Consider the following 23,246-nt stretch of genomic DNA (forward strand, 5'->3'; position numbering starts at 1 on the left):
GTGATCACCGATGCTGGGCAGGAGGGATGAGAATGATGGCCGGGACTCACCAGGGGCTGGTATACGCGGGCGTTGATCTGGCGGCCGAGCCAGCGCGCACCGGTCTCGCAGTGATCACGGGGCATTCCGATCAGCAGGAGCTCGTTATTGAGGAGGCCAGGCTCGGGGTCGAGGACGGTGCCGTCGTCGAGATGGTCATCGCGGCCGATAAGACTGGCGTGGACGTCCCCCTGGGGTGGCCACAGACCTTCGTTGAGCACGTGTGGGCGCACTCCACCGGTGCGCTCACTGGACTGGGAACTTCCGACATTGCTTGGCGCCGTTCCATGGCGATGCGACGCACTGACTTGTTGGTCGGTGAGCGGTTTGGCTTGAGGCCCCTGAGCGTGGCCACCGACCGGATCGCCTATCCGGCCCTGCGCTGGACCGTAGTCGAAGCACGGCTTCGAGAAAGAGGCATTGATTGCGTCCGAGACGGCTCCGGCCGCGTATGCGAAGTGTATCCAGCCGCGGCACTGCGCTGGTGGGGTCTGCCGCACCGTGGCTACAAGTCGACCACCGCACGTGCTGTACGAGAGCAGATCGTTGAGGGGTTGGACGCCGCTTTTCCCCAGCTGGACTGGAACGGTTTTCGTGAAGAATGCGTGGTATCCGACGACGTGCTTGATGCAGTGATTGCGGCACTGGTCGCCCGTGAGACCCGTGCCCAGCGCACCTGGGCTCCGGACACAACGGACCATGACCTCGCTCTGAGCGAGGGTTGGATTCACGTCCCATCGGAGAGGAGAAAACCTGGTCAGAGCCCTAATCTCTGAGCTTGCTCCAGGCAGGGTGGCGCAGACGGTTATCCCGGGTGATGCCTGAGTGCTTGACCTCAGCGTGGAGCTTCGGCGTGACCCAGGTGGCGTCTCCAGCGTCCTCGCGGGCAACGTCGTCGACTGGGGGAGTCTTGCGGGTGATCTTCTCAAGCTGCTGACGGATCTCCGTCAGTTCAGCGTCGCTGAAACCGGTGCCCACCCGGCCGGCGTAGGTGAGATCGCCGTCGTCGTTCTCTATCGCCAGAAGCAGCGAGCCGAAGGTCTTGGCTCGGCCGCCCTTGCCTTGGCGCCAGCCAATGATCACTACGTCGGCGTGGTTGTCGTGCTTGATCTTGATCCAGTCATCGGAGCGTTTGCCCGCCCGGTACGTGCTCTGCGCGCGTTTGGCCAGGATCCCCTCCAGCTTCAGCTCCTCACTGACCTCCATGGCGTGGTCCAGCTCGTCACCCAGATCCTCCGGGACCTGCACCTGCTTGCCGGAGGTGACCAGCTCGCGGAGTATCTGGCGGCGTTCGGTGTAGGGGCGGTCTGTGAGGTCTCCGTGTTCGGCTGTGTGGAGCACGTCGAACACCATGTAGTGGACCGGGATGCGCTCTGCTGCGCGGTCGATCTCACGCTTCTTGGTCAGTCGGCCCCGCCGCTGCAGCAGCCCGAAGTCGGGCCGGTGCGCGGAGTTCAGCGCCACTACCTCCCCATCGAGAACCGTGTCGGGGGGTGCGAGGTCCGCTAATTCGCTCAGCTCTGGGAAGACTGTGGTGTAGTCCTTACCATTGCGGCTGCGCAGCTCCACTGTGCCCGCGTTGTCCTCACCGGTGGGATGGTGGACTGCGGAGAGGATCCGGTAGCCGTCCCATTTGGCTTCGAAGATCCAGTCCTCGCCGCGCAGGTCTTTCGCCGTGCCCATGGTGGCCAGCATGGGGGAGGGCAGCGGGTCCGGAAGCGGTGCGGGCTCGGATTTCGGCTTATTCTTTGGCTTGCGCGAGGAGGACTTGGTGTGGGTGCTGGTTTTCTCCTGGGTCTCGGGCACTGTCGTCTGCTTTGGCTGGTCCTTCATCAGCCGGATCAGCCAATCTTTGCCCTTGTCATCGGTCTGCACCAGGGCGTAGCGCCGCGGCTTGCCGCCCAGGCCGCCCTCGGGTTGGCCGTGGAGGACGAAGACCACCTTCTTGTCCTCCCACTTTTCGATCTCCACGGTCCCCGAATCCCAGATCGAGACTTCCCCGCCGCCGTACTCGTCCTTGGGGATGGTGCCTTCGAACTCGGCGTACTCGATGGGATGATCCTCGGTCTGCACCGCCAGGCCCTGCCCGCCGACCTCCAACGGCGGGCCCTTGGGCACCGCCCAAGAGACCAGCACGCCGTCGCGCTCCAAGCGGGTGTCGTAGTGCAGCGCGGTGGCGTGATGTTCCTGAATCACGAAGATCGGGTCACCCTCACGGGCGGCGGGGGAATCGTCGGGCACCGGCTCAGGGGTCTTGGCGGCGTCGCGCATGGACCGGTACTTGGTCAGCGCGTCCTCAATGTCCGTGGTCTTCTGCTCGGTCTTCTTCGGTACCGACTCCGCCATCGCCGGGGAGTCTGCGTCACTGGGGTCGGTGTAGCGCCCGAAGTCTGCCAAGGGGTCAGTCCCCTCGGCGACGCGTTCCAGCACTTCATGGAAGGTCAGCTGTCCCAAGTCTGGGTCCTCTAACTCCTCCCAGGTCCGCGGAGCGGCCACCCACGGTTGGGGCCGGCCGCGCAGCGAATAAGGTGCCACGGTGGTTTTGTTCGCGTTGTTCTGCGACCAGTCAATGAAGACTTTGCCTTTGCGGGCGGTCTTCTTCATCTGGCTGACCACGTTCTTGGGGTGGTCAGCCTCCAGCGAGCGCGCCAGCTCCTTGGCGACCTCTGAGACCTGGTTCGAGGTGTAGCTGCCGTCCAGTGCGGCGTAGAGGTGGATGCCTTTGGACCCGGAGGTCACCGGCACACTGGGCAGGCCGATGTCATCGAGGAGTTCCCGGCACCAGCGGGCCACCTGCGCGCAGTCGGTGACATCCGTGCCCGGGCCCGGGTCCAGATCCAGCACCAGTCGGTCCGGGTTCCGCCGCTCAGCCACCGGGGGCTCGCCGTCCTGGTCCTGGGGGATGAAGGGGGTGACGGCGGCGTCGAACCGCCACTGAGGCACGTGCAGCTCTAACGCGGCGACCTGGCCGAACCAGGCCAGCACCGCCTCATCCTCAGCCAGGGGATAGGTGTTGACGTGGTCGGAGTGCTGCAACCCCAGCCGCGGCACCCAGGAGGGCGCGGAATCCTCCAGGTTCTTGCGGAAGAACGCGTCCTTGGGGTCTGTGGCGGTGCCGGGGCCGTCCGGCCAGCGTTTGCGGGTCACCGCGCGGCGGCGCACATGGGGCAGCATCACCGGAGCGATGGTCTGGAAGTATTCGATGACCTCAGCCTTGGTGGTCCCGGCCTTCGGGTACAGGACCTTGTCCAGGTTGGTCAGCTTCAGCTTCCTGCCCGCCACGGTCACGGTCTGCTGCTTGGGTGCCATGGTCCATTGTTGGGCGATAGGGCTGAGAGTTGGCTGGACTTTGCGGTGTCCCTCCCCATGGGCGCTATCCACTGGAGAATGGTCGCATGATCGGTGTCCTCCGCAACCCCACCTACGCAAAGCTGTTCAGTGCGCAGGTCATTGCGCTGCTGGGCACCGGGGTCCTCACTGTCGCGCTGGGACTGCTCGCCTTCGACATCGCCGGAGGCGACGCCGGAATTGTCCTGGGTGTCGCCATGAGCATCAAAATGATCGCCTATGTGGCCGTGGCTCCGGTAGCCGCGGCGCTGCTGGCCAGGGTCCGCCGCAAACCGGTACTCATCGGCGCCGACTTGATCCGCGCGGGAGTGGCACTCTCGCTGCCGTTAGTCACCGAGGCGTGGCAGATCTACATTCTGATCTTTCTGCTCCAGTCTGCCTCGGCGACCTTCACCCCGACCTTCCAGGCGGTTATCCCCTCGGTCCTTCCTGATGAGGACGATTACACGCGGGCGCTCTCTTTATCCCGTCTGGCCTACGACCTGGAATCATTGCTCAGCCCCATGATTGCGGCCGCCCTGCTGACAGTCCTGGTCTACCAGAACCTGTTTGTGGGCACTGTCATCGGCTTCATGGTCTCCGCGGTGTTAGTCAGCGTCTCACGCTTCCCGGTGGGGGAGGTGTCGGCACCGGCTCCGTTCGTGGAGCGCCTGACCCGGGGCGTGCGAGTCTTCTGGACCAGTGCGGAGCTCCGGGGACTCATGGGACTGAACCTGGTGGTGGCCGCCACCACCGCAATGGTCATAGTGAACACCGTGGTGCTCGTCCAGGGTGATCTGGGCCGGTCAGAAGCTGATGTGGCGCTGATGCTCGGTGTCTACGGCGGCGGATCCATGCTGGTGGCGCTGCTCATGCCGAAGCTCCTGGAGACCGTTCCGGACCGCCTGGTCATGCTCTTCGGAGGCATCGCACTGCCGGTCCTGCTGCTGATTGCCCCAGGGTTCATGTCGTGGATCGACGGCACCCTCCAGTGGGCGGCGCTGCTTGTCACCTGGGTGCTGTTGGGCGCGGCGACCTCAGCTGTGCTGACCCCTTCGGCCCGGCTGCTGCGCCGGGGCAGCACCGAGCAGAACCGGCCGGCGGTGTTCGCAGCTCAGTTCTCCCTCTCCCACGCGTGCTTCCTGCTCACCTACCCGCTGGCCGGGATCCTGGGTGCGGCCATCGGACTGCCAGCGGTCTCCCTGGTGCTGGTCGTGATCGGCACCGTCGGAGTGGTCCTTGCCGTCGTGTGCTGGACGCGGCCGCTGGGTGCCGGCCGATACAGTGAAGTCACGTGAGGGGAGGGCATACGCATGACGATTGTCAGAACTGAGGAGTTCGCTCACGCCTTGGAGCTGCTCCACGGCGGCAAGAACCTCTTCCTCACCGGCAAGGCCGGCACGGGTAAGTCCACGCTGATCCGCACCTTCATGGCCGAGACGGAGCGCAACGTCATCGTCACCGCGCCCACCGGGATCGCTGCGCTGAACGTCGAGGGCTACACCATCCACCGGCTGTTCAGCCTCCACCCGACCACCACCATCGCCGACATCCGCAATGGCCGGTACTACCCCGGCCGGTTCGCCGAGACGCTGCGCACCCTGCAGACACTGATTATCGATGAGGCCTCCATGGTACGGGCAGACTTGTTCGACCAGATCGTCGCCGCACTGGAGCGATTCGGTCCGCGCCCCGGCCGCGCCTATGGGGGAGTGCAACTGGTGTTGGTCGGGGACCTCCTGCAGCTGCCACCGGTGGTGCCTCAGTACGAGCAGCAGATTTTTGAGACCACCTACGACACCCCTTACTTCTTTTCCGCGGCGCAGTACCTTGAAGAGGACTTTCCCACTGTGGCGCTGACCCAGGTGTTCAGGCAGCAGGGTGACCAGCGGCTGACCTCCCTGCTCAATGCCGCGCGGGAAGGTGTGCTGCTGCATTCCGCCCGGGAGGAGCTCAACACCCGGGTGGACCCAGACTTTGAACCCCAGGAGGGTGAGTTCTGGCTGACTCTGGCCACCACCAACAGGATCGCCAATGCCCGCAACCGGCAGAGGCTGGAGACGCTCGACGCCGCCGAGCACCGCAGTTTCGCTCAGCTCACCGGGGAGACCGACGGGTTCGAACAGCCCACCGCCAGCGAGCTGGTCTACAAGACCGGGGCGCAGATCATGCTGCTGAACAACGACCCCCTCGACCGGTGGGTCAACGGCACTCTGGGCAAGATCAGCCGCGTGGGAACCACCGCCGACGGTGAGGTCTGCGTCCAGGTTCAGCTGCGTCACGGAGACACGGTCACAGTGACGCCACACCGGTGGGAGATCACCCAGCCTGTGGCTGACTCTGATGGAGTGTCACACCGGGTCGTCGGCTCGTTCACCCAGCTGCCGTTCAAACTTGCCTGGGCCATCACCATCCACAAGTCCCAAGGCCAGACCCTGGACCGGCTGGTCGTGGACCTGCGCGGCGGGACGTTCGCACCGGGTCAGCTCTATGTAGCCCTCAGCCGGGCCACCTCCTTAGAGGGGCTGGTGCTCACCCGACCGGTGTTGCCCAAGGACATGAAGACGGACCGCCGGATCCTGAGGTTCCTGCGCAGAACCACCGCTGCGGATTCCGCGCGTCGTTATTGTTCGGTGGCGGTGCTGACGGTCGGCAACGAGGGGACCCGTGACCGGCCCCGACTCGTGGAAATCGCCGTGGCGTTTGAGGACGGCACCGCCATCAGCACCTTGGTGAACCCTCAGCGTGATCTGGCCGATGCGCGCAACGCGTACGGAATCTCTGCGGCGGACGTGCTCCTCGCGCCGTCCTTGGTGGAGGCGTGGACCCTGATCAGCCACGCGGCGGCTGGATACACACCTGTCGGAGTTGGGATCGAACGCACACTGGGCTTGATCGACTTTGAAATGAAGCGCTTGGGACGTGTGGTCCCCCTGGCTTTCGGCCTGGAGGTCGGTGGTGCGGGTTCGCAGGGGTTTGCTTCAGCGCTCGACGCTGCCCGGCACGCGTTAAAGAGTTTCGATTCAGAGACGGCCGGGACTTCCTCGGCCACGCCTCTTGATGAGCCCGACGCTGAGCAGGAGGGGATCGGCTACCTGCTCACCCGGGACGCGGCGATGCCGACGCCATCCTTCGACCATCTGCCCGGGCTTGCGGCTCTGCTGGATATCTCACGTGACGTCGGGGCGGTGCTACGAGGTGAGGCCGCCCGTGCCGCCCGGCCGCACAACGCAGAAGTACGGCACAGCGAGGACGAGTGGCATCAGGCCGCCCGGCCGCTGCTGGCGGATCAGCTGCGGGCTGCAGTGAGCCGCGTGATGGTGCCGGCGGAGCTCGCGCGCCGGATCAGGGAGGTGGAACAGCTGCTCGGGGAGCAGATCCTCCCGGACTCAGGAGACGCGGAGGAGTCCGAACTCCTGCTAGACGAGGTCTTCGTCTCCGGGGCGCGGATCTGCTTCACCGGAACCACCTTCGGACCCGACGGGCGGGAGTGGTCCCGGGAGGACATGCACGCTCTGGCCGAACAGCACGGGCTCGCACCGGTGAAGAACGTCTCGAAAACGCGCTGCGACGTGCTGGTCGTCGCCGAGTTCGGCACCCAGTCCCGCAAAGCCCAAAACGCCCAGCAGTGGGGCAAGCTGGTCATCGGCGCCAGCGACTTCTTCGCCTGGGCGGGGCGTTCCTGAGGAGCTGCCCTCCGCTTAGCCTTCGCCGGGATTGCAGGCATCGGCGCCGGAGAGGAATCCCCGGACCACGTTGGTGAAGACTTCAGCCTGCTCAGCGTGGACCCAGTGGCCGGCGTTGTTGATGGTAGTCAACGTAGTGCGGGGGAAGAGCTCACGCATCGCGGGACCGTACTTGTCTTTGACGTAGTCAGACTTCTCGCCGGCAATCCAGAGGACGGGGCCTTCATAGGTGGAGTCCGTCAGGTCAGGAAATCCAGCGATGGTCGGCAGTAAGTCACGAAGCAGCTTCAGGTTGACCTTCCATTGAAAGCCCTCGCTGGTCCGGGACAGGCTCTGCAGCAGGAAGCCCCGCACCATATCCTCTGGAATCGGCTCCTGAAGACGCGTGTCCGCCTCACCTCGGGACTTCAGGTCCTCAATGTCGAGCGCAGCGAGGCTGTCCAGCAGATGTTCGAACTCGTCCATGGACTCGCGCTCCACCGGCGAAATGTCCACCACCACAAGACGGCTGACTAAGTCCGGGTGGCGCAGCGCAAGCACCATGGCAACCTTCCCGCCCATGGAGTGCCCCACCAGATTGATGGGCCCGTCACTGGCTGCCGTCCGGCGCAAGTGCTCTGCCACCAGGTCCGCCTGTGCGGTGTAATCGAACTCTTGGGTCCAGTCCGAGGCTCCGTGGTTGGGCAGGTCCACCAGCACAGACTGAAAATCAGGCTGCAAGCCCTTGGCAATCTGAGTGAAGTTCTTTCCCTGGCCGAACAGCCCAGGCAGGAACGCGACGATCTCCCCAGAGTCGCCCACCGTCTGAGTGTTGATCGTCAGTCTGTCCTCAGCCATGAAAAAGTCTCCTGTTCGGCGTCGATCAATAGCACCTGTCAGGATACGCACACCGAGTGTCCTCAGCGGAACGCCGTCAGGGTTTCGCCAAGGCCCCGATGATTTGATACTTCTCTGACCGCCATCCACCACAAACGCGAGGACAAGTGATCGACCAATGCGCGCCATATGGACTGGAGAAGTGAGCTTCGGGCTCGTGTCCGTGCCGGTGAAACTCTACTCAGCGACCAAGAGTCACGATGTGAGCCTTCATCAGGTGCACGACGCCGACGGCGGCCGTATCCGGTACCAACGGCGATGCGAAGTCTGCGACAAGACAGTTGACTACAAGAACATCGATCGTGCCTATGAGGACGGCGAAAAGTCCGTGGTCATCACCAAAGATGAGCTGGAGGAGCTCCCCGCGGACGACTCCAAGGAAATCGCCGTCGAACAGTTCGTACCTGCGGATCAGATCGACTCTATGGTGATGGACAAGTCCTATTATCTGGAGCCGGCCGGCAAGAACGCCAAGGCCTATGTGCTCCTGCGGCGCACTCTGGATGCCGCTGAACGTTCAGCAGTAGTGACCTTCACGCTTAGGTCAAAAACGCGGCTCGGCGTGCTCCGAGTACGCGGTGACGTGATTGTGCTCCAAGGTATGCGGTGGGCCGACGAGATGCGCGAACCCGAATTCGACATCCCGGCATCAAAGGTGTCCAAGAAAGAGCAGGAGATGGCCTCCTCCCTCGTGGAGTCCTACAGCGAGGACTTCGAGCCGGAACGATTCACCGATGAGTACCAGGAGCAGCTGCAGATCCTCATTGATGAGAAGCTCGAATCAGGGGAGGAGCTCGACACCGACGCTATGTTCGGTGACGTCGACGACGAGGATGAGGGCGACGGCAACGTTGTGGACCTCATGGAGGCTCTGAAGAAATCTGTCGATGATCGGCGCAAGAAGTCAGACAAGAAGAAGTCCGCCTGAGCATTCCGGCCAACCGCCGGAAGTGTTAGGCGGGCGCGACGCCGCGGGGGTGGTGCTCCCAGACCGCCTCGGCAGCGCGCAGCCGGCCCGACCCTTGGCGCACGGCGTGCAGAGCCAATATTCCGACGATTGCTGAGGGGTTGTGCAGGCGCCCGCCTAGGATTGCGTCCACCGCGTCGGCCAGCTCGACCCAGGCGAAGCTCATCTCGGCCTCTTCGGCCTGCCGGCTGTGGCGCTCAGCCTCAGGCACCTGGCTCAGGCCCTCGGCAAGATAGACGCGAATTGCCTCGTTCTGCGCGCCAGGTGTGGTGTAGAAGTCCACCAGGACATGCCAATTGGCTGCACTCAGATCCGCTTCTTCGGCCAACTCCCGCTGCGCGGCAGGGAGCATCGGCTCGCCCGGGACATCCAAGAGTCCGGCCGGGACCTCCCACAGGTTCATGCGTACCGGGTGCCGGTACTGGTTGATCAGCAGGACGCGGTCATCTGCATCGACTGCCACCACCGCCACCGCTCCAGGATGGGTGACGAAGACGCGGGTGAGCTCCTCTCCCGACGTTCCGAAGTTGAAGCGTTCCTCTGCGACATTGAACACTGGAGTGCTCAGCAGAACACCCGACGTGGTGATCGGATACTCGGCTGGCGAGTCGCGCAGATTCATGCGCTCAGCCTACGGGTAATCAATGCCCGACGACGCCCCCACGCCGAGTGCATCCAGCAAGCTCTCAGCGCGAGCCCTGTCACTGGGCAGAGTTCTTGCCTACGTTGTGTCACTGACCGATGCGCGTCCCTTGACGACACCTCACGGAGTTGAACCGCAATGTCTGGATACGCCACCGCGAGCAGGGCACTTTCTCCGCTGAGCGCCGCAGCTCTGCTGGGCTCACTCGCCGCTTGCGCCTCGGACGAACCAGAGATCCCCACGGTGGATCCCAACGATCTAGAGACCGACGTGCTGGAGCCCGACGGTGCCGACCGTGATGACCCGCAGGACAGCGGGGGAGGCGTGTGCCACCTCCTCAGCGCTGAGGAGATCGAGACAGTCATCGCCGAACCGGTAGGTAAAGGTGAGGCCATGGGCGAATTGGGTGAAGTGGCTTCATGCATGTGGCCGCACCCTGAGGTTGAGCATCAGGGCGTCAGCGTGCTCAGCATCAGCGACAGTGACATACCCGGTGAGGAACTCTTTGACAGTATCGCCAGCGGCGAGCCCACGGAGGTCGGGGGCGCTGATGAGGCGGTATTCGACGAAGACAGCGAGAACCTGTGGGTGCGTTCTGAGGAAACGGTGCTCCAGCTGCAGCTTCACGCGTTCGCTTCCAGTGAGGATGAGTTCGGGGAACTCGCCGAGGTGATGGTCGGCAACCTGTGAGCCGGGCGCACCGGCACTGCGGATCGGCTCCCGGTGCGGTGAGGCGATGACATAAAGTGTGGGGCATAGAACCCGACATCGCATAGGGAGCAAGAATGATCCGCATTGTGCTGGTCCGCCACGGAGAGACCGAGTGGAACAAGGCCCACCGGCTGCAGGGCCGGTCTGACATTCCGCTGGCCGAATCGGGGGTCACACAGGCGCAGATCACGGGCGGGTTTGTCAGAGCGCAGAATCCCCAGCAGGGTTACGTGTCTTCGCTGGTGCGCACGCACCAAACGTTCGCCCAGTTCGGCCTCGACCTTGAGCCGAGCATCAGGCCGGATCTGGCAGAACAGGACCTCGGTGAATGGGAAGGCGGCTACGCTGCGGAGATAAGGAATCGCTTCCCCGATCAGTTCGAAGGCTGGCGCGCTGGCACCTTCACTCCCACCGATGGTGAGACCTACCACGAACTGGTGACTCGGATGCGGGGCGCATTCTTCGACATTGTGCGTCGCACGGCGGATGCCACCCCCAGTGTCTCGACTGATCTGAGCTTTGAGGTCCGCACCGCAGCAGCCGTGTCACACGGAGCGGCACTTCGGGTGCTGTTTGAGGGCCTGAAGCTGATAGACCGTCACCAGTTCATTCCACTGACCCCGGCTGCGGTCAGCGTGATAGATATTCCTCTGCATCGCGGGCCCGTCTCTTCATCCCTGCCGAGGGGCGGGCTCTCCGACGCCACAGATCACGAAGCCGAATCGGCGCTGATCCGCAGCCTCACCGACGAGCAGATCACCGACCTGTGTAGGCTCCGGCTGATCAACCTCTCGCCGGAGCTGCTCAACCCGGTGGTCACCGACACGGTGGCGATTGGCTGAACCTCGTGGCATCTGAGCCCCCCAACGCCAAACCCGATATGCGGGAGCGCATTCTAGGTGGCGGAGTCGACCCGGATCCGCGCTTCACCTTGGCCAATGAGCGAACATTCCTCTCGTGGATTCGCACGTCGTTGGCCCTGCTGGCCGGAGGCGTGGCGGTGGAGGCGCTCACACAGCAGATCTTTGAACCGCAGGTGCGGACCCTGCTGGCCGTGGTGCTTCTGGTGCTGGGAGCGCTGCTGGCCGCCGGCGCGTTTACCCGCTGGCTGCGGATCGAACGAAGCCTCCGCAACAAGAGACCCCTGCCACTGCCGCTCATCGCGCCGCTGCTCGGAGTCGGGGCAGCCGTGATCACGGTAGTGGTCATCATCGCTCTTATCCGAGGTTAACTCATGGCCGCTGCAGCACTGACCCATCAGGACCCCGGTGTTCAGCCGGAACGGACTCTGCTTTCGTGGACTCGCACGGCCCTGCTTCTGATGGTCGTCGCCGGTTTTATGCTGCGTTGGGCGCCATATCACGGTGCCGCGGTACTGGGGCTGTTCTGCGGAGCGGCACTAGTGGCGGCCGGGATCTCACTGAGCCAGCGGCGTCGTCTCGGCAAAGCGGTACGAGGCATTAGTCGGGAGAGTTATCCGCCTGCTCTGGGCACCGTGGCTGCCCTAGCGCTCGCCGTGGTCGGCCTAGGTTCGGCTGCACTGGTGATGATGGCAGTCACGTGAGAGACGCATGGGGAGAGGTCGCGGCGTCGTCGTGATCGCCTTAATGCCCCACGGCGCGGTAAGTTAGACCACCGTGGCACTGACTATTGGCATCGTGGGACTCCCCAATGTGGGCAAGTCGACCCTCTTCAACGCACTGACCCGGCAGACCATCCTGGCAGCGAACTATCCGTTCGCGACCATTGAACCCAATGTGGGGGTGGTGAACCTGCCCGATGAGCGTCTCGACAAGCTGGCTGAGATCTTCTCTTCGGCGAAGATTCTTCCTGCAACGGTCTCCTTCGTGGACATCGCCGGGATCGTCAAGGGCGCCTCCGAGGGGGAGGGGTTGGGCAACCAGTTCCTGGCCAATATTCGCGAGGCTCACGCCATCGCCCAGGTGGTGCGGGTCTTTGAGGATGAGAACGTCGTTCACGTAGACGGCAAAGTGGATCCCACCAGCGACATGGAGACCATCAACACGGAGCTCATCCTGGCCGATATGCAGACCCTGGAGAATGCGATCCCGAAGCTGGAGAAGCAGGTGTCCGGCAAGAAGGCTGACAAGGTTACGCTGGATGCCTATCTGGAGGCGCAGAAGGTCCTTGAAGATGGGCGGACAGTCTTCTCAGAGGCGAAGTCACTGGATATGGAGCAGCTGCGCGGGTTGAATCTGCTCACCGCCAAACCACAGATCTTTGTCTTCAACGCCGACGACACGGTGCTCGGTTCCGCGGAGAAGCAGGCTGAATTGGCTGAGCTGGTCTCTCCGGCCGAAGCGGTCTTCCTCGATGCGAAGCTTGAAGCGGACTTGGTGGAGCTCTCCGCCGAGGAGGCTCGGGAAATGCTCGAGATGAACGGCCAGGACGAATCTGGCCTGGACCAGCTGGCCAGGGTGGGTTTCCGTACCTTGGGCCTGCAGACATATCTGACGGCTGGACCCAAAGAGTCCCGCGCGTGGACCATCCACAAGGGTGACACCGCGCCGGAGGCAGCTGGAGTGATCCATACGGATTTCCAGCGGGGATTCATCAAGGCCGAAATTGTGAGCTTTGAGGACCTGGTGGCCGCAGGTTCGATGAACGACGCCAAGGCTGCTGGCAAAGTGCGGCTTGAGGGCAAGGAATACATCATGAAGGACGGCGACGTTGTAGATTTCAAGTTCAACGTGTAGAAATGCCGCCTCGCCAGGGGTTTTGCCTTTCTACCCTAGCTTGAGATCGTGACTCGAGTTGTGAACTATCATCGGCTGCTAAGCGTTTGTCGCGCTGGTCTGGGCTGTTAATCGAACCCCTCGGAGTTCACGTATGCGCCGAAGCTGATTCAGGTGACGTTCCGGCGTCGTAAATCGGCCACCGCGAAGAGGTGCAGAGGACCGCTTTCGACACGGCTAGAGCCGCTCGGGAGGCGTGTTCGCACTAATTCAGAACCTGATTACTCAACGGGGGATCGCCTCCTGCCCGAATCAGCGGAACACGGTCAAGTGAACCAGATGCCCAGGGCCTCCTCGCCCATGACGAGTTAGGGTGCGACTGAAAGGATCGACGGCGCTCTGGCGCCCCTTTCGAGGGCTAATCGGTTGTAGACCATGGGGACCGCACCATCACGGACCGCTAGACTAAAATTCTTGGGCATACTCCGATTTTCCTTCGTGACTCACACAACGGTGCGGGCAAGAGCAGGCTCACCGCGGACGCGGCCGGGATAGGCCCAAGCAGCGAGCACCACTGCAGCTGTGATGGCTCCGCCCCCGGGAATCTAGGTAGCTGCGGGGTCCTCGCCTACCTCGAGCCTGGTGATGACAGCACGCTTCAGCGCGCTCTTCGTAGAGGACGCGGATTCTTTCTGGCTAGGCGCACGGCCTCGGTCCGCCCGGTCTGCGCCCAAAGTGCACTCCAGCACGACCCCTGGTGCAGAGTCCTACCGATCGATTACCGTCGACAACATGACGATCAACCCCGAGATGCTGCAGTTCGTCTCCGTCGACGAGTTGTTAGGCACTCACGCTCCCGATCTGCGCATACCGGACTTCCAACGCCCTTACTCATGGTCTCCACGCATCGGGGCACAGCTGTTCACCGATGTCGCGGAGGCTCTCGACAGCAGGCCGGAGCATTCGTACATTATGGGCACCGTCATCCTCTTGAGGCGTCCGAAGGAGTCGCATTTCGAGGTGGTCGATGGACAGCAGCGAATCCTGACCCTCCATCTGCTGCGGGCGCTTCTGCGCGGCCAGAGAATCCGCCATCTCCAGGCTGGGGACACGGCAATCCACCACGTCCATCAGGAGCTCTCGCGACGGGTATCCGACCTCGAACGTTCTCAGGGGTGCGTCGACAGGTACCGGGATTTCCTCGACGCCAAGGTCAAAGTTCTGAGGATCGTCACCGATGACGAGGATGAGGCTTTCCAGTTCTTTGACTCGCAGAACTTTCGAGGGAAATCACTGCGTCCGCACGACTTGCTCAAGGCTTTCCACCTGCGCGAGATGGTGGATGCCAGCACTGCCGAGCAGCGCGCCGTGGTCGAGCGATGGGAGAGGGCCGACGAGAATGAGTTGGACCGGCTCTTCGGCACCTACCTGGCCCGCATCCACTGGTGGAGTCGTAACATGCCAGCGCATTCATTTGCCACCGATGACCTCGATATCTTCAAGGGAGTCCGCAGGTCCACTCGCCGCCTGCCAGGGGCTGAATACCATCGCGCTGCCAAGGCGGTGCTTCCCGGCCTGCAGGATTGGTCCTATCCTGATGCCGACCCGGCGACACGCAGAGACCTCAAGCGCGCCCAGCACCAGCTCGATGCTCCGGTCGCTGCGGGCAAGTACTTCTTCGACTACGCCGCGTTCATGCTCGAGGAATATGAGCGGCTGGACGAGGAGCTCTTTTCCGACGTCAACACAGCCGGCTTCACGAGTGCGGAGCTCACGGTCTTCCACGAAGGGGCGCGATTCAGGTACTGCCGGGAGCTGTACGTCGCCGCGGCCCTGTACTACACGAACAAGTACTCCGAGACCGATATGCCGCAGGTACGAGACCACCTCTTCCGCTGGGCATACTCTCTCCGGTTGGCGTACGAACGTCTGAGCTGGAGAACCACGGACAACTACGCACGAGGGCTCAGAACCAATATGGAAGGCCTGAACAAGGTGAACCTGTTCTCCGCCATCCGCGACAGTCTCGATCCGCGGGAGATCAAGCTGGAGAACATGAGCGCCCCGCCCACGGCGCGGACGGACAACCCCGAGGATGCACGGCTCCTCACTTTACTGAAGGAGACCCGCTGAGATGACACGGACCGTCGCTCAGGATGACGTCCAGGCCATCCCCGTCGGGCAGCTCTTCAGCCCGGACGCCCCCAGCTATTCGATCCCCCTCTACCAGCGCAATTACACCTGGGGCGAGGAGCAGATACACCGCTTAATCCACGACGTCTTCGACGCGGCCGAGCAGGAGAAGGCCAAGGACTACTTCCTCGGCAACCTTGTGGTTGCTCCTCCGCAACGGGTCGATGAGCCGTTTGACGTGATCGACGGACAGCAGCGCCTGACCACCTTGTATATCCTGCTGGTCAAGCTCTCCTCCCGGCCAGGTCTGCAGAATCGCATCGGTCCGCTTCAGCCACTTACCTACGAGGCTCGGGAGAGGGCCACCCGCGCTCTCCGCGGCGTCGCCGATACGATCGATGAGCCGAGGGAGGATGAGAAGGATCGAGAGGACTCCGGCATCCTCCGCGCTTCGACGATCATCGAACAGCTACTGGACGGTGGGGCCGACGGTGCCCGCTTACAGAGCCCCCGGGTGATCGACTATCTACTCACTAGGGTCCGCGTCGTCCGCATGCCTATCGACCGGAGCGCCGATCTGAACCGGTACTTCGAGATCATGAACACGCGCGGTGCACAGCTCAGTCCCGTGGACATCGTCAAGGCGCGACTCCTCCGCTACCTGCCTGACCCTCTCGATCGCGCCCTACTGAACCGCGTCTGGACAGCATGCTCCGATATGGAGCACTACGTGGGGATGAGCGCCACCGCCGGAAACACCTCCCAACGCGCAGAGGTCTTTGGTCCCGACTGGGACAAGGTGCCGACATCAGATTTTTCCCGCTTGCGTGCCCAGCTCATCGACACCACCTCCGAAGCGGCCCTACCCGCCGCCGATGACGCTTCGAAAACGCTCGAATCCACCGCCCTGACGCTCGACGATGCGGTGGCTGCCTACTCCCAGACCACGGTCACGACCGAGTCGGAAGTTTCCGACGACGGTGAGCGGTTCACATCGCAGATCACGTTCCCGACTCTGCTGCTGCAGGTTCTCGCGGTGAAGGGAGCGGGCAGCAGCTCCGCACGGGAGTATGACCGTCAGCTCGACGACAAACTGCTAGTGCAGCGCTTCTCTGCACGCGTCGATTCACTGCCGCCGTGGGAGCGGATCGACTGGGTGCGCAAGTTCACCACGGACCTGCTGCGCATCCGCTACCTGTTCGACCAGTTCATTCTCAAGCGTGATGCGACGCTGGCCACCGGGCACGAATCCACCACCGACGAGGAGCCTGGCAGCTGGTCGTTGTACCGGCTCGCGCGAGGATCGTCCCGGCGCGGCAACAGCTGGCAGGACATGCCCCGGTACCTCTCTACATTCGCCGCTGACGAATCCGGTGCCGGACCGCGCAGCCTGCACCGACGGATCCTGTTGCTGCAGTCGGCGCTGCGCATCACCTACACCTCCCCTCGCACGATGCACTGGATGACCGACGCACTGCGCTACGTCACCGAACTCGCCGATCACGATGAGCAGATCACAGCTCAAGGCTTCCTCCACCGTCTCGAGTCCCATGCCCACGAGCGCCTGCGTGAGGCGATGACCCCGGACCCGGACAAGGAGGATACCGGTCCGGATGGGATGGCGCTCGGCTTCGCTATCCCGCGCATCGTGTTCACGTACCTGGACTACCTGTTGGTGGAGGAGATGAACCGATGGGACTTCACCTTCAGCTACCGCACCTCCGTGGAGCACTTCTCCCCGCGCACCGAGGATATCGAGCACTCCTCCTTCACAGACCGCCTGGAAAATCCGCACCTTCTCGACTGGTTCGGGAACTTGGCGCTGGTCACCGTGAGCACCAACTCAAAGTTCAGCAACTACCTCCCTGTCCAAAAGGCGCAAAACCCCGCGCGGCGGCAAAGCCTGAAGCTCGAGCTGATGGCACGGCAGGCGGAGACCTGGAGTTGGAACGACGCAGATGTGCGAACTCATCACGATAAGATGGTGGACTTGTTGCGCCGGGCGCTTGAAGGAGAGCGAGTTTGATCAGTCTCTGACGTCTGAACGCCCCCGTCCCCGGGTGACTTACTTCAGGTCGATGAACGGGGAAGCGCGCGTCCAAACCCCAGCCGGCTCTTCTAGCCGATGTAAGCACTGGATATTCCCCTATCCCAGCGACCGTAAGACCGTAAGTATGGACCCGGCAACGGCATTGGGCGCCGTTCGGGGATGATGTGGATCGGTGGGTCGAGAGGTTATTCGACTTCGGAACGTGGTGGACTTCAAGTTCAACGTGTAGCTCAATGAGTTTCCGGGAATGCCGCAGTCGTCCCACCTCACCGAACCGACTCGGGCTAGGCGACCTGTGGCACGTAATTTAAGGTATACCCATGACGAATCCCCAGGGTGCGGTTGTTCTGGTAGTCGGCGCCACAGGCGGACTCGGCTCGCGGATCGCCGATCAGCTGGAGCGTGACGGCGCCATTGTTGCCCGGTCGTCTAAGTCTGCTGGGCACGACCTACGTGAACCTTCTGTGATTCGGGAGGTGCTGGAGGCCACGAATGCGCAGCACGGAAGTCTCGATGGGGTAGTGATTGCGTCCGGGGTCGTTGCCTTCGGCGCCGCCTCCGAGATCGATCCCGCCACGGTGGACGAACTGTTCGCCGTGAACACGACCAGTGCGATCCAGCTCATCACCCAGAGCCAGCCCTACCTCGCAGCCTCGGCACAAGCCGGCCGGGAGCCCTTCGTGTTAACACTGAGCGGCGTTGTCGCGGAGACACCGGTCGCCGGACTGGCAGCATACTCCGCGTCCAAAGCGGGGCTTGCGGCCTTCGTCGTCGCAGCGGCGCGCGAGTATCGTCGCGCGGGCATTCGACTCGTGGATGCCCGCCCTGGTCATACCGGCACCTCGCTGTCTGAGCACCCGATCGCCGGATCAGCGCCGCGATTCGGAGCGTCACTGGATCCAGACCTCGTTGCAGCGCGAATCGTCACTGCGATCGTCGATGGCGAGAAGGACCTGCCCAGCACCGCCTTCTAGTTGCGACTGAGATGATGACACAGAGTGTTGAATGCGCAAGGCACGACTCCAGAGTGCGAGCTGGCCTTCTACTAGGGTGGTCAATGAGGAAGCAGACCAGATTGGACCACACCCGATAAAGGAGCCTTGAGTCATGAGTTTCTCTGTCTATCTTTCCGGCGAGATTCATACCGACTGGCGTGAGGAAATCCAGCGTGGCGCGGAAGCCGCCGGGTTGGATGTGGTGTTCACTGCGCCCGTGACCGACCACCCCGCGAGCGATGCCGCCGGCGACCATCTTGGCGAGACCGGAAGCCATTTCTGGCGTGATCACCAGTCCGCCAAGGTCAATGCCATTCGCACGCGCACCCTGATCGAACAGAGCGATCTGGTGGTGGTGCGCTTTGGGGACAAGTACAAGCAGTGGAACGCCGCCTTCGATGCCGGCTACTGCGCCGCCCTGGGCAAGCCCTATGTGACTCTTCACGAGGCAAACATCGTTCATCCGCTCAAGGAAGTTGACGCCGAAGCCCAGGCCTGGTGCACGACTACCGATCAGGTGGTGGAGACCCTGCGGTACGTCCTGAAGGAGTGAGCCTGCGCTCCCTCAGAACAGTGGCCAGGGTACCGCTGACATCTCGCCAGCGGGAGCGGGAAACCGCCCTGCCAAGCGCACCTTAGCGCAGCGAGCAGCGATCGAGTCGATTTCTTCGGTGGTGAGCAAGTCCGCCAGGTTTCGGCCCAGGTCACCAAGCAGTCCTTCACTGACTCGCTCGATGCCCTCGCGCTCCTCAGTGGTCAGAGCTTCTCCTATCCATCCCCAAAGTACCGTGCGCAGCTTGTGGTCACGGTGGAAGGTGAGCCCATGGTCCACGCCGTACCGGTGGCCGTCCGTCATTGCAAGAACATGGTCGCCTTTGCGGTCGGCATTGTTCACGACTAGGTCGAACACGGCCATTCGCCGGAGCGTCGGCGAGTCTTCGTGAACGAGGGTGACCATCCGTCCCTGTTCGTCTTGTCCCTCGAGAACGCTCTTCCAGCCCGACTTCGGCACGTGGTCGGTGGCGACCAAGTTGACGGCGCTCTGCTCGGGGTCTTGCTCCTGCCAGAGCTGAACCATTCCTTCGCCCAAGGGGCCGTCGCGCAGCCAAGTGTGCGGTACCACTCCCCAGCCGAGGGTCTGCGAGACGAGGTACGCGGCCACCTCCCGGTGCGCCAGGGTGCCGCTGGGAAAGTCCCACAGCGGAGTTTCGCCGGCTATCGGCTTATAGACGACGAGCACGTCGCCGATGCTGCCCAGAAATGTCGCGTTAGAGGCTGTCCTGAGGCGGCCGGTGAGCGTCAGTTCGGCGGTCACTAGCTCCGTTGCCGACATCAGTCCTCGGGAGTGGCGCAGATATGCCCGTCGGCGTCCACGGGGTAACCGCAGAGCGGGCACGCCGGGCGCCCGGCACTCACGATCTCATGGGTGCGCTTGGCGAATGCACGAGCAGTGCCTACCGGCATTCGCACCAGCAACATCTCGGTTTCATGACCGCTGTCCGAATCATGCGAGTCATGGTTGTCATCGACATCCGCATCAGTAATGGGGTAAGCCTCTATGACGACCTGAGCCGTGGTGGGGTCCCAGCCTAGGCTCATGGCGCCAGTGCGAAAATGCTCCTGGACGGTTTCGAGCTGCTCATTGTCGACAAGTTCCACCGGAGTGCTCGTGGGAACGCTGAAGGGGTTGCCCTTGACGGTGCGCAGCTGGTCGAGGATGTCGTCGATCTTCTCCGCGAGCTGAGCCGACTGCTGCTTCTCGAGGGCGATGCTCACCAGCTGTTTCCCTGAGCGCACCTGAAGGTAGAACGTGCGCGCACCCGGAAGACCAATGGTGCCAATGACGACCCGATCAGGCCAGTCAAACTCGTGAACCCGTGTAGGCATATTAATATTCTAGGCGCATCTGGTTCACTGCGCCTTGTGTCCCGCGCCTCCACCCACCGGGGCATCGCCGAATTGGATGCCCTTCGACAGCCATGAAAGATCCCCTGCGTCAGTGTTGGTCGCGTGCACGCTCGGCCGACCAGCGCCGTAGCCCACGATCGATATGGACGCGGGGCCCACATTGATGCGCTGGAACAGGTCAAGGTGCATGCCGAGCGCGTCGGCGAGTATTGACTTAATGATGTCACCATGGCTGACCGCAACCCACACGGCCTCAGGCCCGTGTTCGGCCTCGAAGGCTGCATCGTGGCGTCGAATCGCGGCCACAGAGCGGGCCTGCATCGCGGCCATAGATTCACCGTCGGGAAAGACGACGGCCGAGGGTTGCGACTGCACCAATGGCCACAACTCCTCAGTCGCGAGATCGGTAAGCGGACGGCCTTGCCACTGGCCGTAGTCGCATTCAGTGAGATCGAGATCCACCGGCGCGTATGGCGTGCCTGCCTGGCGGTCGAGGATGTGTTGGGCGGTCTGCTGACAACGCTCCAGGGGGCTCGACACCACCGCGACCAGGGGAACGGCCGCGAGCCGGTCTCCGGTTCGAGCCGCTTGGTCACGCCCGATCTGGTCCAGGCTGACGCCGACGGTCCTACCGGTCAGGAGCCCAGCGGCATTTGCTGTGGTGCGACCGTGCCGCACGAGAATGACTGTCGCCATCACACCAGCCTAACTACCCCGGGGACGGTGGTGTGAATGCTCTGCCACGCGTCTCGTCTTACCAATCGGGGCTCGAACTCTCCCGTGTGCCGGGTTCGCGGAGGTATTAGGCTTACTGGAGGTGGGCACCTATTAAGGAGCAGCATGAGTCCGACGAAACTCGACGCCAGCCGCTACGCGGCCCTGCGCCGGTACAACATTCTTGCCGCGGTCGTTCACGCGGTCCAAGCCCTCGCGGTGGTGCTGCTCGCGACCGATTTCACCCTACCGGTCACCGCCAGTTACCTCGCGGGCCCGCCCGGCACCCCTCCGGGCGAGGCCGTCACGCTGTGGGACGTGCCGATCCCACTGGCGATCGCGGCGTTCCTGGTCCTGTCCGCGCTGTTCCACGTCATTGTTGCCTCGCCACCATTCTTCGGCCGCTACCGAGCGGGACTGGCGCGGAGCCACAACTACTTTCGCTGGGTGGAGTACGCACTCTCCAGCTCGCTGATGATCGTCATCATCGCCCAGCTGGTCGGCATCTCCGATGTGGTGGCGCTGTTGGCGCTCTTCGGCGTCAACGCCTCCATGATTCTGTTCGGCTGGCTGCAGGAGCGCTACCACCAGCCAGGCGACGGGGGGTGGCTCCCATTCGTGTTCGGGTGCATCGCCGGGGTTGTGCCTTGGGTCGGAGTGGTGATCTACACCGTCGCCCCGGGCTCCACCACGGGGGCCGAACCGCCAGGTTTTGTTTACGCGATCATCGTTTCGCTGTTCCTGTTCTTCAACGTGTTCGCCCTGGTGCAGTGGCTTCAGTACCGCCCGGTTGGCCGGTTCCGTGACTACCTGCTGGGGGAGCGGCTTTACATCACTCTCAGTCTCACCGCGAAGTCTGCACTGGCATGGCAGATCTTCGGCGGCACGCTCACTGGTTGAGCGGGCTGTCGAGACGCTGCGGTGAGGTGAAGACGGTGGTCACCGCAGGGGAGTACAGAACCGAGTCGGGGGCGCGCTCGGTGACGCCGGAGAAGCCAGCGGCAGCCAAGAGTCCGTCCTCAAGGTGGAGCAGTTCAGCGCGCTGAAGCGGCCAGGGTTCGTGATGGTTCCGACAGTAGATAGTGCGCCCGCGATGGACCTCGTGAAAACCCCACCGTGCCGTCAGGAAATTGGAGAGCGGATCGGCGGCGATCTCCGCACTCTCTGCTGGACTCTCCTGGGTTCGAACAATGAAGTGCGAGCGCGCATGGGCTTGGCCATGGCGTCTTGTGAGGTAGGCGACGTCACCGCCTCGCTTCTCCAACTTCATCGAGGCCCACTGGTATCTCAGCCCGAAGGCTGCACGCGCCATCAGCACAGGTATTAGGTGAGAGGCCTCAAGGCTGCGGAACACGACACCCCGCTGGCCTCGTTCGTCAATGGAATACAGCCGAACGTTGACTTCTGGGAAGTTTCCCAACCAGGGGATGCTGGGGCTGCCGAAGAACGAACTCTCCGACATCTGAAAACCGATGAGCCCTATCCAAGAACTTCCGTTCATCACGTCAGGAGAGCAGCCGGGGGGCATATACGGTTCGACGGCGTTGGGATGGACTCTCCAGTGCAAGAACACCACGTCGCTCCAGCGTTGTTGGAGGATGGGGGAGCTGCCGAGTGGGGGAGCTTCATTCGACGCCCGCGCGAATTCGCTCGGTGCGGGCACCAGTGAGCGCCGCGCCGCAGAACGCCAACGAAGAATTTTCACACAACCGCTTTCGGGTACTCGAGAATCTCACTGCTGGACTTCTCCAGGATACGGCGCAAGTGCTCCATGTGCGTCTGCACGGGGAAACAAAGCGAGTCGAAGAGTGGATAATCACCGAACGTTGAGGCAAGCAGGGCACCATGGAACTATGAGGCGTAAACATCGGCCAGACGTCATCGAAGAAGCGATGGAGGCCGTTCTGCGCGCGGACTTCCTGCCCGAAGACGTCCGCTACCTCGCTGAGGTGGATCAGGCCCTGCCTATCGGTTTTGCTCAGACCAACTCTCAACCTCGAACAGTGAAAGCCATGCTGCGGCTTCTGGATGTGCAGCCCGGGCACAAGGTGCTCGACGTGGGGGCGGGATCCGGGTGGTCGACCGGCATCCTCGGACACCTGGTGGGCAGACAGGGTCGAGTAATCGGGGTGGAACTGGTCCCGGAGCTGGTCCAGCGAGCCACCAAAGCACTTGCACCGTACGGTATGCCATGGATCCAGGTGCGACAGGCCGTGAAGGGAAGTCTCGGGGCGCAAGAGGACGCTCCGTTCCACCGCATCCTTGTCTCCGCGGAAGCCGATGACATCCCCCAGGCCTTAGTTGATCAGCTCGAGTTGAACGGCGTCATGGTGATCCCAGTTCGCGGCGAACTGCTGCGGATCTTAAAGCGTCCAGACGACGTCAGCGTCACCCGGCACGGCCCCTATACTTTTGTTCCGCTTCGCTGAGCAGGACCTCACAGTCCCGCACAGGGTACCCACCCACCCAAGCACGGCGTCCAAAGCTGCCAGTGAAGTACA

22 protein-coding genes are annotated in these 23,246 nt (G+C 62.9%); 15 read left to right on the top strand and 7 right to left on the bottom strand.

The features are described from left to right. Positions 1-32 precede the first annotated feature (32 nt). Positions 33-815: a DUF429 domain-containing protein gene (locus D3250_RS08665; protein WP_225973238.1), complete on the top strand. Its 783-nt coding sequence runs from the start codon at positions 33-35 to the stop codon at positions 813-815. Here the strand turns inward: D3250_RS08665 and D3250_RS08670 are convergent. Beyond that, positions 805-3,420, bottom strand: a complete 2,616-nt coding sequence (locus D3250_RS08670; RefSeq protein ID WP_318778948.1) for an ATP-dependent DNA ligase — start codon at positions 3,418-3,420, stop codon at positions 805-807. The genes D3250_RS08665 and D3250_RS08670 overlap by 11 nt on opposite strands. Before the next feature lie 14 nt (positions 3,421-3,434). On the opposite strand from D3250_RS08670, the gene D3250_RS08675 reads away from it, so the two are divergent. Both D3250_RS08675 and D3250_RS12145 read left to right on the top strand, forming a co-directional pair. Next, positions 3,435-4,664 (top strand): MFS transporter, encoded by a 1,230-nt coding sequence (locus tag D3250_RS08675; RefSeq protein ID WP_119902925.1) that lies wholly within the window; start codon positions 3,435-3,437, stop codon positions 4,662-4,664. A 15-nt stretch (positions 4,665-4,679) separates the two neighbouring features. Further along, complete coding sequence (locus tag D3250_RS12145; RefSeq protein WP_192892583.1) at positions 4,680-7,052, top strand: AAA family ATPase; 2,373 nt, start codon at positions 4,680-4,682, stop codon at positions 7,050-7,052. 15 nt (positions 7,053-7,067) lie between these two features. Here the strand turns inward: D3250_RS12145 and D3250_RS08685 are convergent, their stop codons facing one another. Beyond that, entirely contained in the window at positions 7,068-7,889 is an 822-nt protein-coding gene (locus tag D3250_RS08685; protein ID WP_119902926.1) for an alpha/beta fold hydrolase, read from the bottom strand. Positions 7,890-8,046: 157 nt separating this feature from the next. Between D3250_RS08685 and ku the strand changes: the two genes are divergently transcribed. Continuing rightward, a complete protein-coding gene (gene ku, locus D3250_RS08690; protein ID WP_119902927.1) occupies positions 8,047-8,856 on the top strand; it encodes a non-homologous end joining protein Ku in 810 nt (269 codons plus the stop codon). A 25-nt stretch (positions 8,857-8,881) separates the two neighbouring features. On the opposite strand, the gene D3250_RS08695 is transcribed toward ku, so the two are convergent. Next, positions 8,882-9,517 (bottom strand): NUDIX domain-containing protein, encoded by a 636-nt coding sequence (locus D3250_RS08695; protein ID WP_119902928.1) that lies wholly within the window; start codon positions 9,515-9,517, stop codon positions 8,882-8,884. 159 nt (positions 9,518-9,676) lie between these two features. Between D3250_RS08695 and D3250_RS08700 the strand changes: the two genes are divergently transcribed. From D3250_RS08700 to D3250_RS08740, 9 genes are all read left to right on the top strand, one after another. Continuing rightward, positions 9,677-10,228, top strand: coding sequence for a hypothetical protein (locus D3250_RS08700; protein WP_119902929.1), 552 nt, complete (start codon positions 9,677-9,679; stop codon positions 10,226-10,228). 95 nt (positions 10,229-10,323) lie between these two features. Then, complete coding sequence (locus D3250_RS08705; RefSeq protein WP_119902930.1) at positions 10,324-11,091, top strand: histidine phosphatase family protein; 768 nt, start codon at positions 10,324-10,326, stop codon at positions 11,089-11,091. A gap of 38 nt (positions 11,092-11,129) precedes the next feature. Further along, the gene (locus D3250_RS08710) at positions 11,130-11,480 is read left to right on the top strand and encodes a YidH family protein (protein ID WP_119903076.1); all 351 of its coding nucleotides are present in this window, start codon (positions 11,130-11,132) and stop codon (positions 11,478-11,480) included. 3 nt (positions 11,481-11,483) lie between these two features. Beyond that, positions 11,484-11,813: a DUF202 domain-containing protein gene (locus D3250_RS08715; protein ID WP_119902931.1), complete on the top strand. Its 330-nt coding sequence runs from the start codon at positions 11,484-11,486 to the stop codon at positions 11,811-11,813. A gap of 73 nt (positions 11,814-11,886) precedes the next feature. Further along, the gene (gene ychF / locus D3250_RS08720; protein ID WP_119902932.1) at positions 11,887-12,966 is read left to right on the top strand and encodes a redox-regulated ATPase YchF; all 1,080 of its coding nucleotides are present in this window, start codon (positions 11,887-11,889) and stop codon (positions 12,964-12,966) included. A gap of 624 nt (positions 12,967-13,590) precedes the next feature. Continuing rightward, positions 13,591-15,078 carry a DUF262 domain-containing protein gene (locus tag D3250_RS08725; RefSeq protein ID WP_119902933.1) on the top strand — a complete coding sequence of 496 codons (1,488 nt, stop codon included), beginning with the start codon at positions 13,591-13,593 and terminating at the stop codon, positions 15,076-15,078. A 1-nt stretch (position 15,079) separates the two neighbouring features. Further along, positions 15,080-17,104 (top strand): GmrSD restriction endonuclease domain-containing protein, encoded by a 2,025-nt coding sequence (locus D3250_RS08730; RefSeq protein WP_119902934.1) that lies wholly within the window; start codon positions 15,080-15,082, stop codon positions 17,102-17,104. A gap of 344 nt (positions 17,105-17,448) precedes the next feature. After that, complete coding sequence (locus tag D3250_RS08735; RefSeq protein ID WP_119902935.1) at positions 17,449-18,102, top strand: SDR family NAD(P)-dependent oxidoreductase; 654 nt, start codon at positions 17,449-17,451, stop codon at positions 18,100-18,102. Positions 18,103-18,235: 133 nt separating this feature from the next. Continuing rightward, positions 18,236-18,676: a YtoQ family protein gene (locus D3250_RS08740; protein ID WP_119902936.1), complete on the top strand. Its 441-nt coding sequence runs from the start codon at positions 18,236-18,238 to the stop codon at positions 18,674-18,676. Between the two features lie 12 nt (positions 18,677-18,688). Here D3250_RS08740 and D3250_RS08745 read toward each other — a convergent pair whose 3' ends face one another. From D3250_RS08745 to D3250_RS08755, 3 genes are read right to left on the bottom strand one after another with little or no spacing between them, the layout of a single operon-like run. Then, a complete protein-coding gene (locus D3250_RS08745; protein ID WP_119902937.1) occupies positions 18,689-19,456 on the bottom strand; it encodes an SCO1664 family protein in 768 nt (255 codons plus the stop codon). Then, complete coding sequence (locus tag D3250_RS08750; protein WP_119902938.1) at positions 19,456-20,010, bottom strand: DUF3090 domain-containing protein; 555 nt, start codon at positions 20,008-20,010, stop codon at positions 19,456-19,458. Before D3250_RS08750 ends, D3250_RS08745 begins: the two co-directional genes overlap by 1 nt. A 24-nt stretch (positions 20,011-20,034) precedes the next feature. Further along, positions 20,035-20,727 carry a histidine phosphatase family protein gene (locus tag D3250_RS08755; protein WP_119902939.1) on the bottom strand — a complete coding sequence of 231 codons (693 nt, stop codon included), beginning with the start codon at positions 20,725-20,727 and terminating at the stop codon, positions 20,035-20,037. A gap of 144 nt (positions 20,728-20,871) precedes the next feature. Between D3250_RS08755 and heR the strand changes: the two genes are divergently transcribed. After that, positions 20,872-21,645, top strand: a complete 774-nt coding sequence (gene heR / locus D3250_RS08760) for a heliorhodopsin HeR (protein WP_119902940.1) — start codon at positions 20,872-20,874, stop codon at positions 21,643-21,645. Here heR and D3250_RS08765 read toward each other — a convergent pair. After that, positions 21,635-22,408: a YqjF family protein gene (locus D3250_RS08765; protein WP_192892592.1), complete on the bottom strand. Its 774-nt coding sequence runs from the start codon at positions 22,406-22,408 to the stop codon at positions 21,635-21,637. The two genes, heR and D3250_RS08765, sit on opposite strands and share 11 nt — an antisense overlap. Before the next feature lie 190 nt (positions 22,409-22,598). Here D3250_RS08765 and D3250_RS08770 point away from each other — a divergent pair, with 190 nt between their 5' ends. Further along, a complete protein-coding gene (locus tag D3250_RS08770) occupies positions 22,599-23,174 on the top strand; it encodes a protein-L-isoaspartate O-methyltransferase family protein (protein ID WP_119902941.1) in 576 nt (191 codons plus the stop codon). Positions 23,175-23,246: the final 72 nt, after the last annotated feature.

Origin of the sequence: Nesterenkonia natronophila, assembly GCF_003595215.1 — a bacterium.
Classification (GTDB): domain Bacteria; phylum Actinomycetota; class Actinomycetes; order Actinomycetales; family Micrococcaceae; genus Nesterenkonia; species Nesterenkonia natronophila.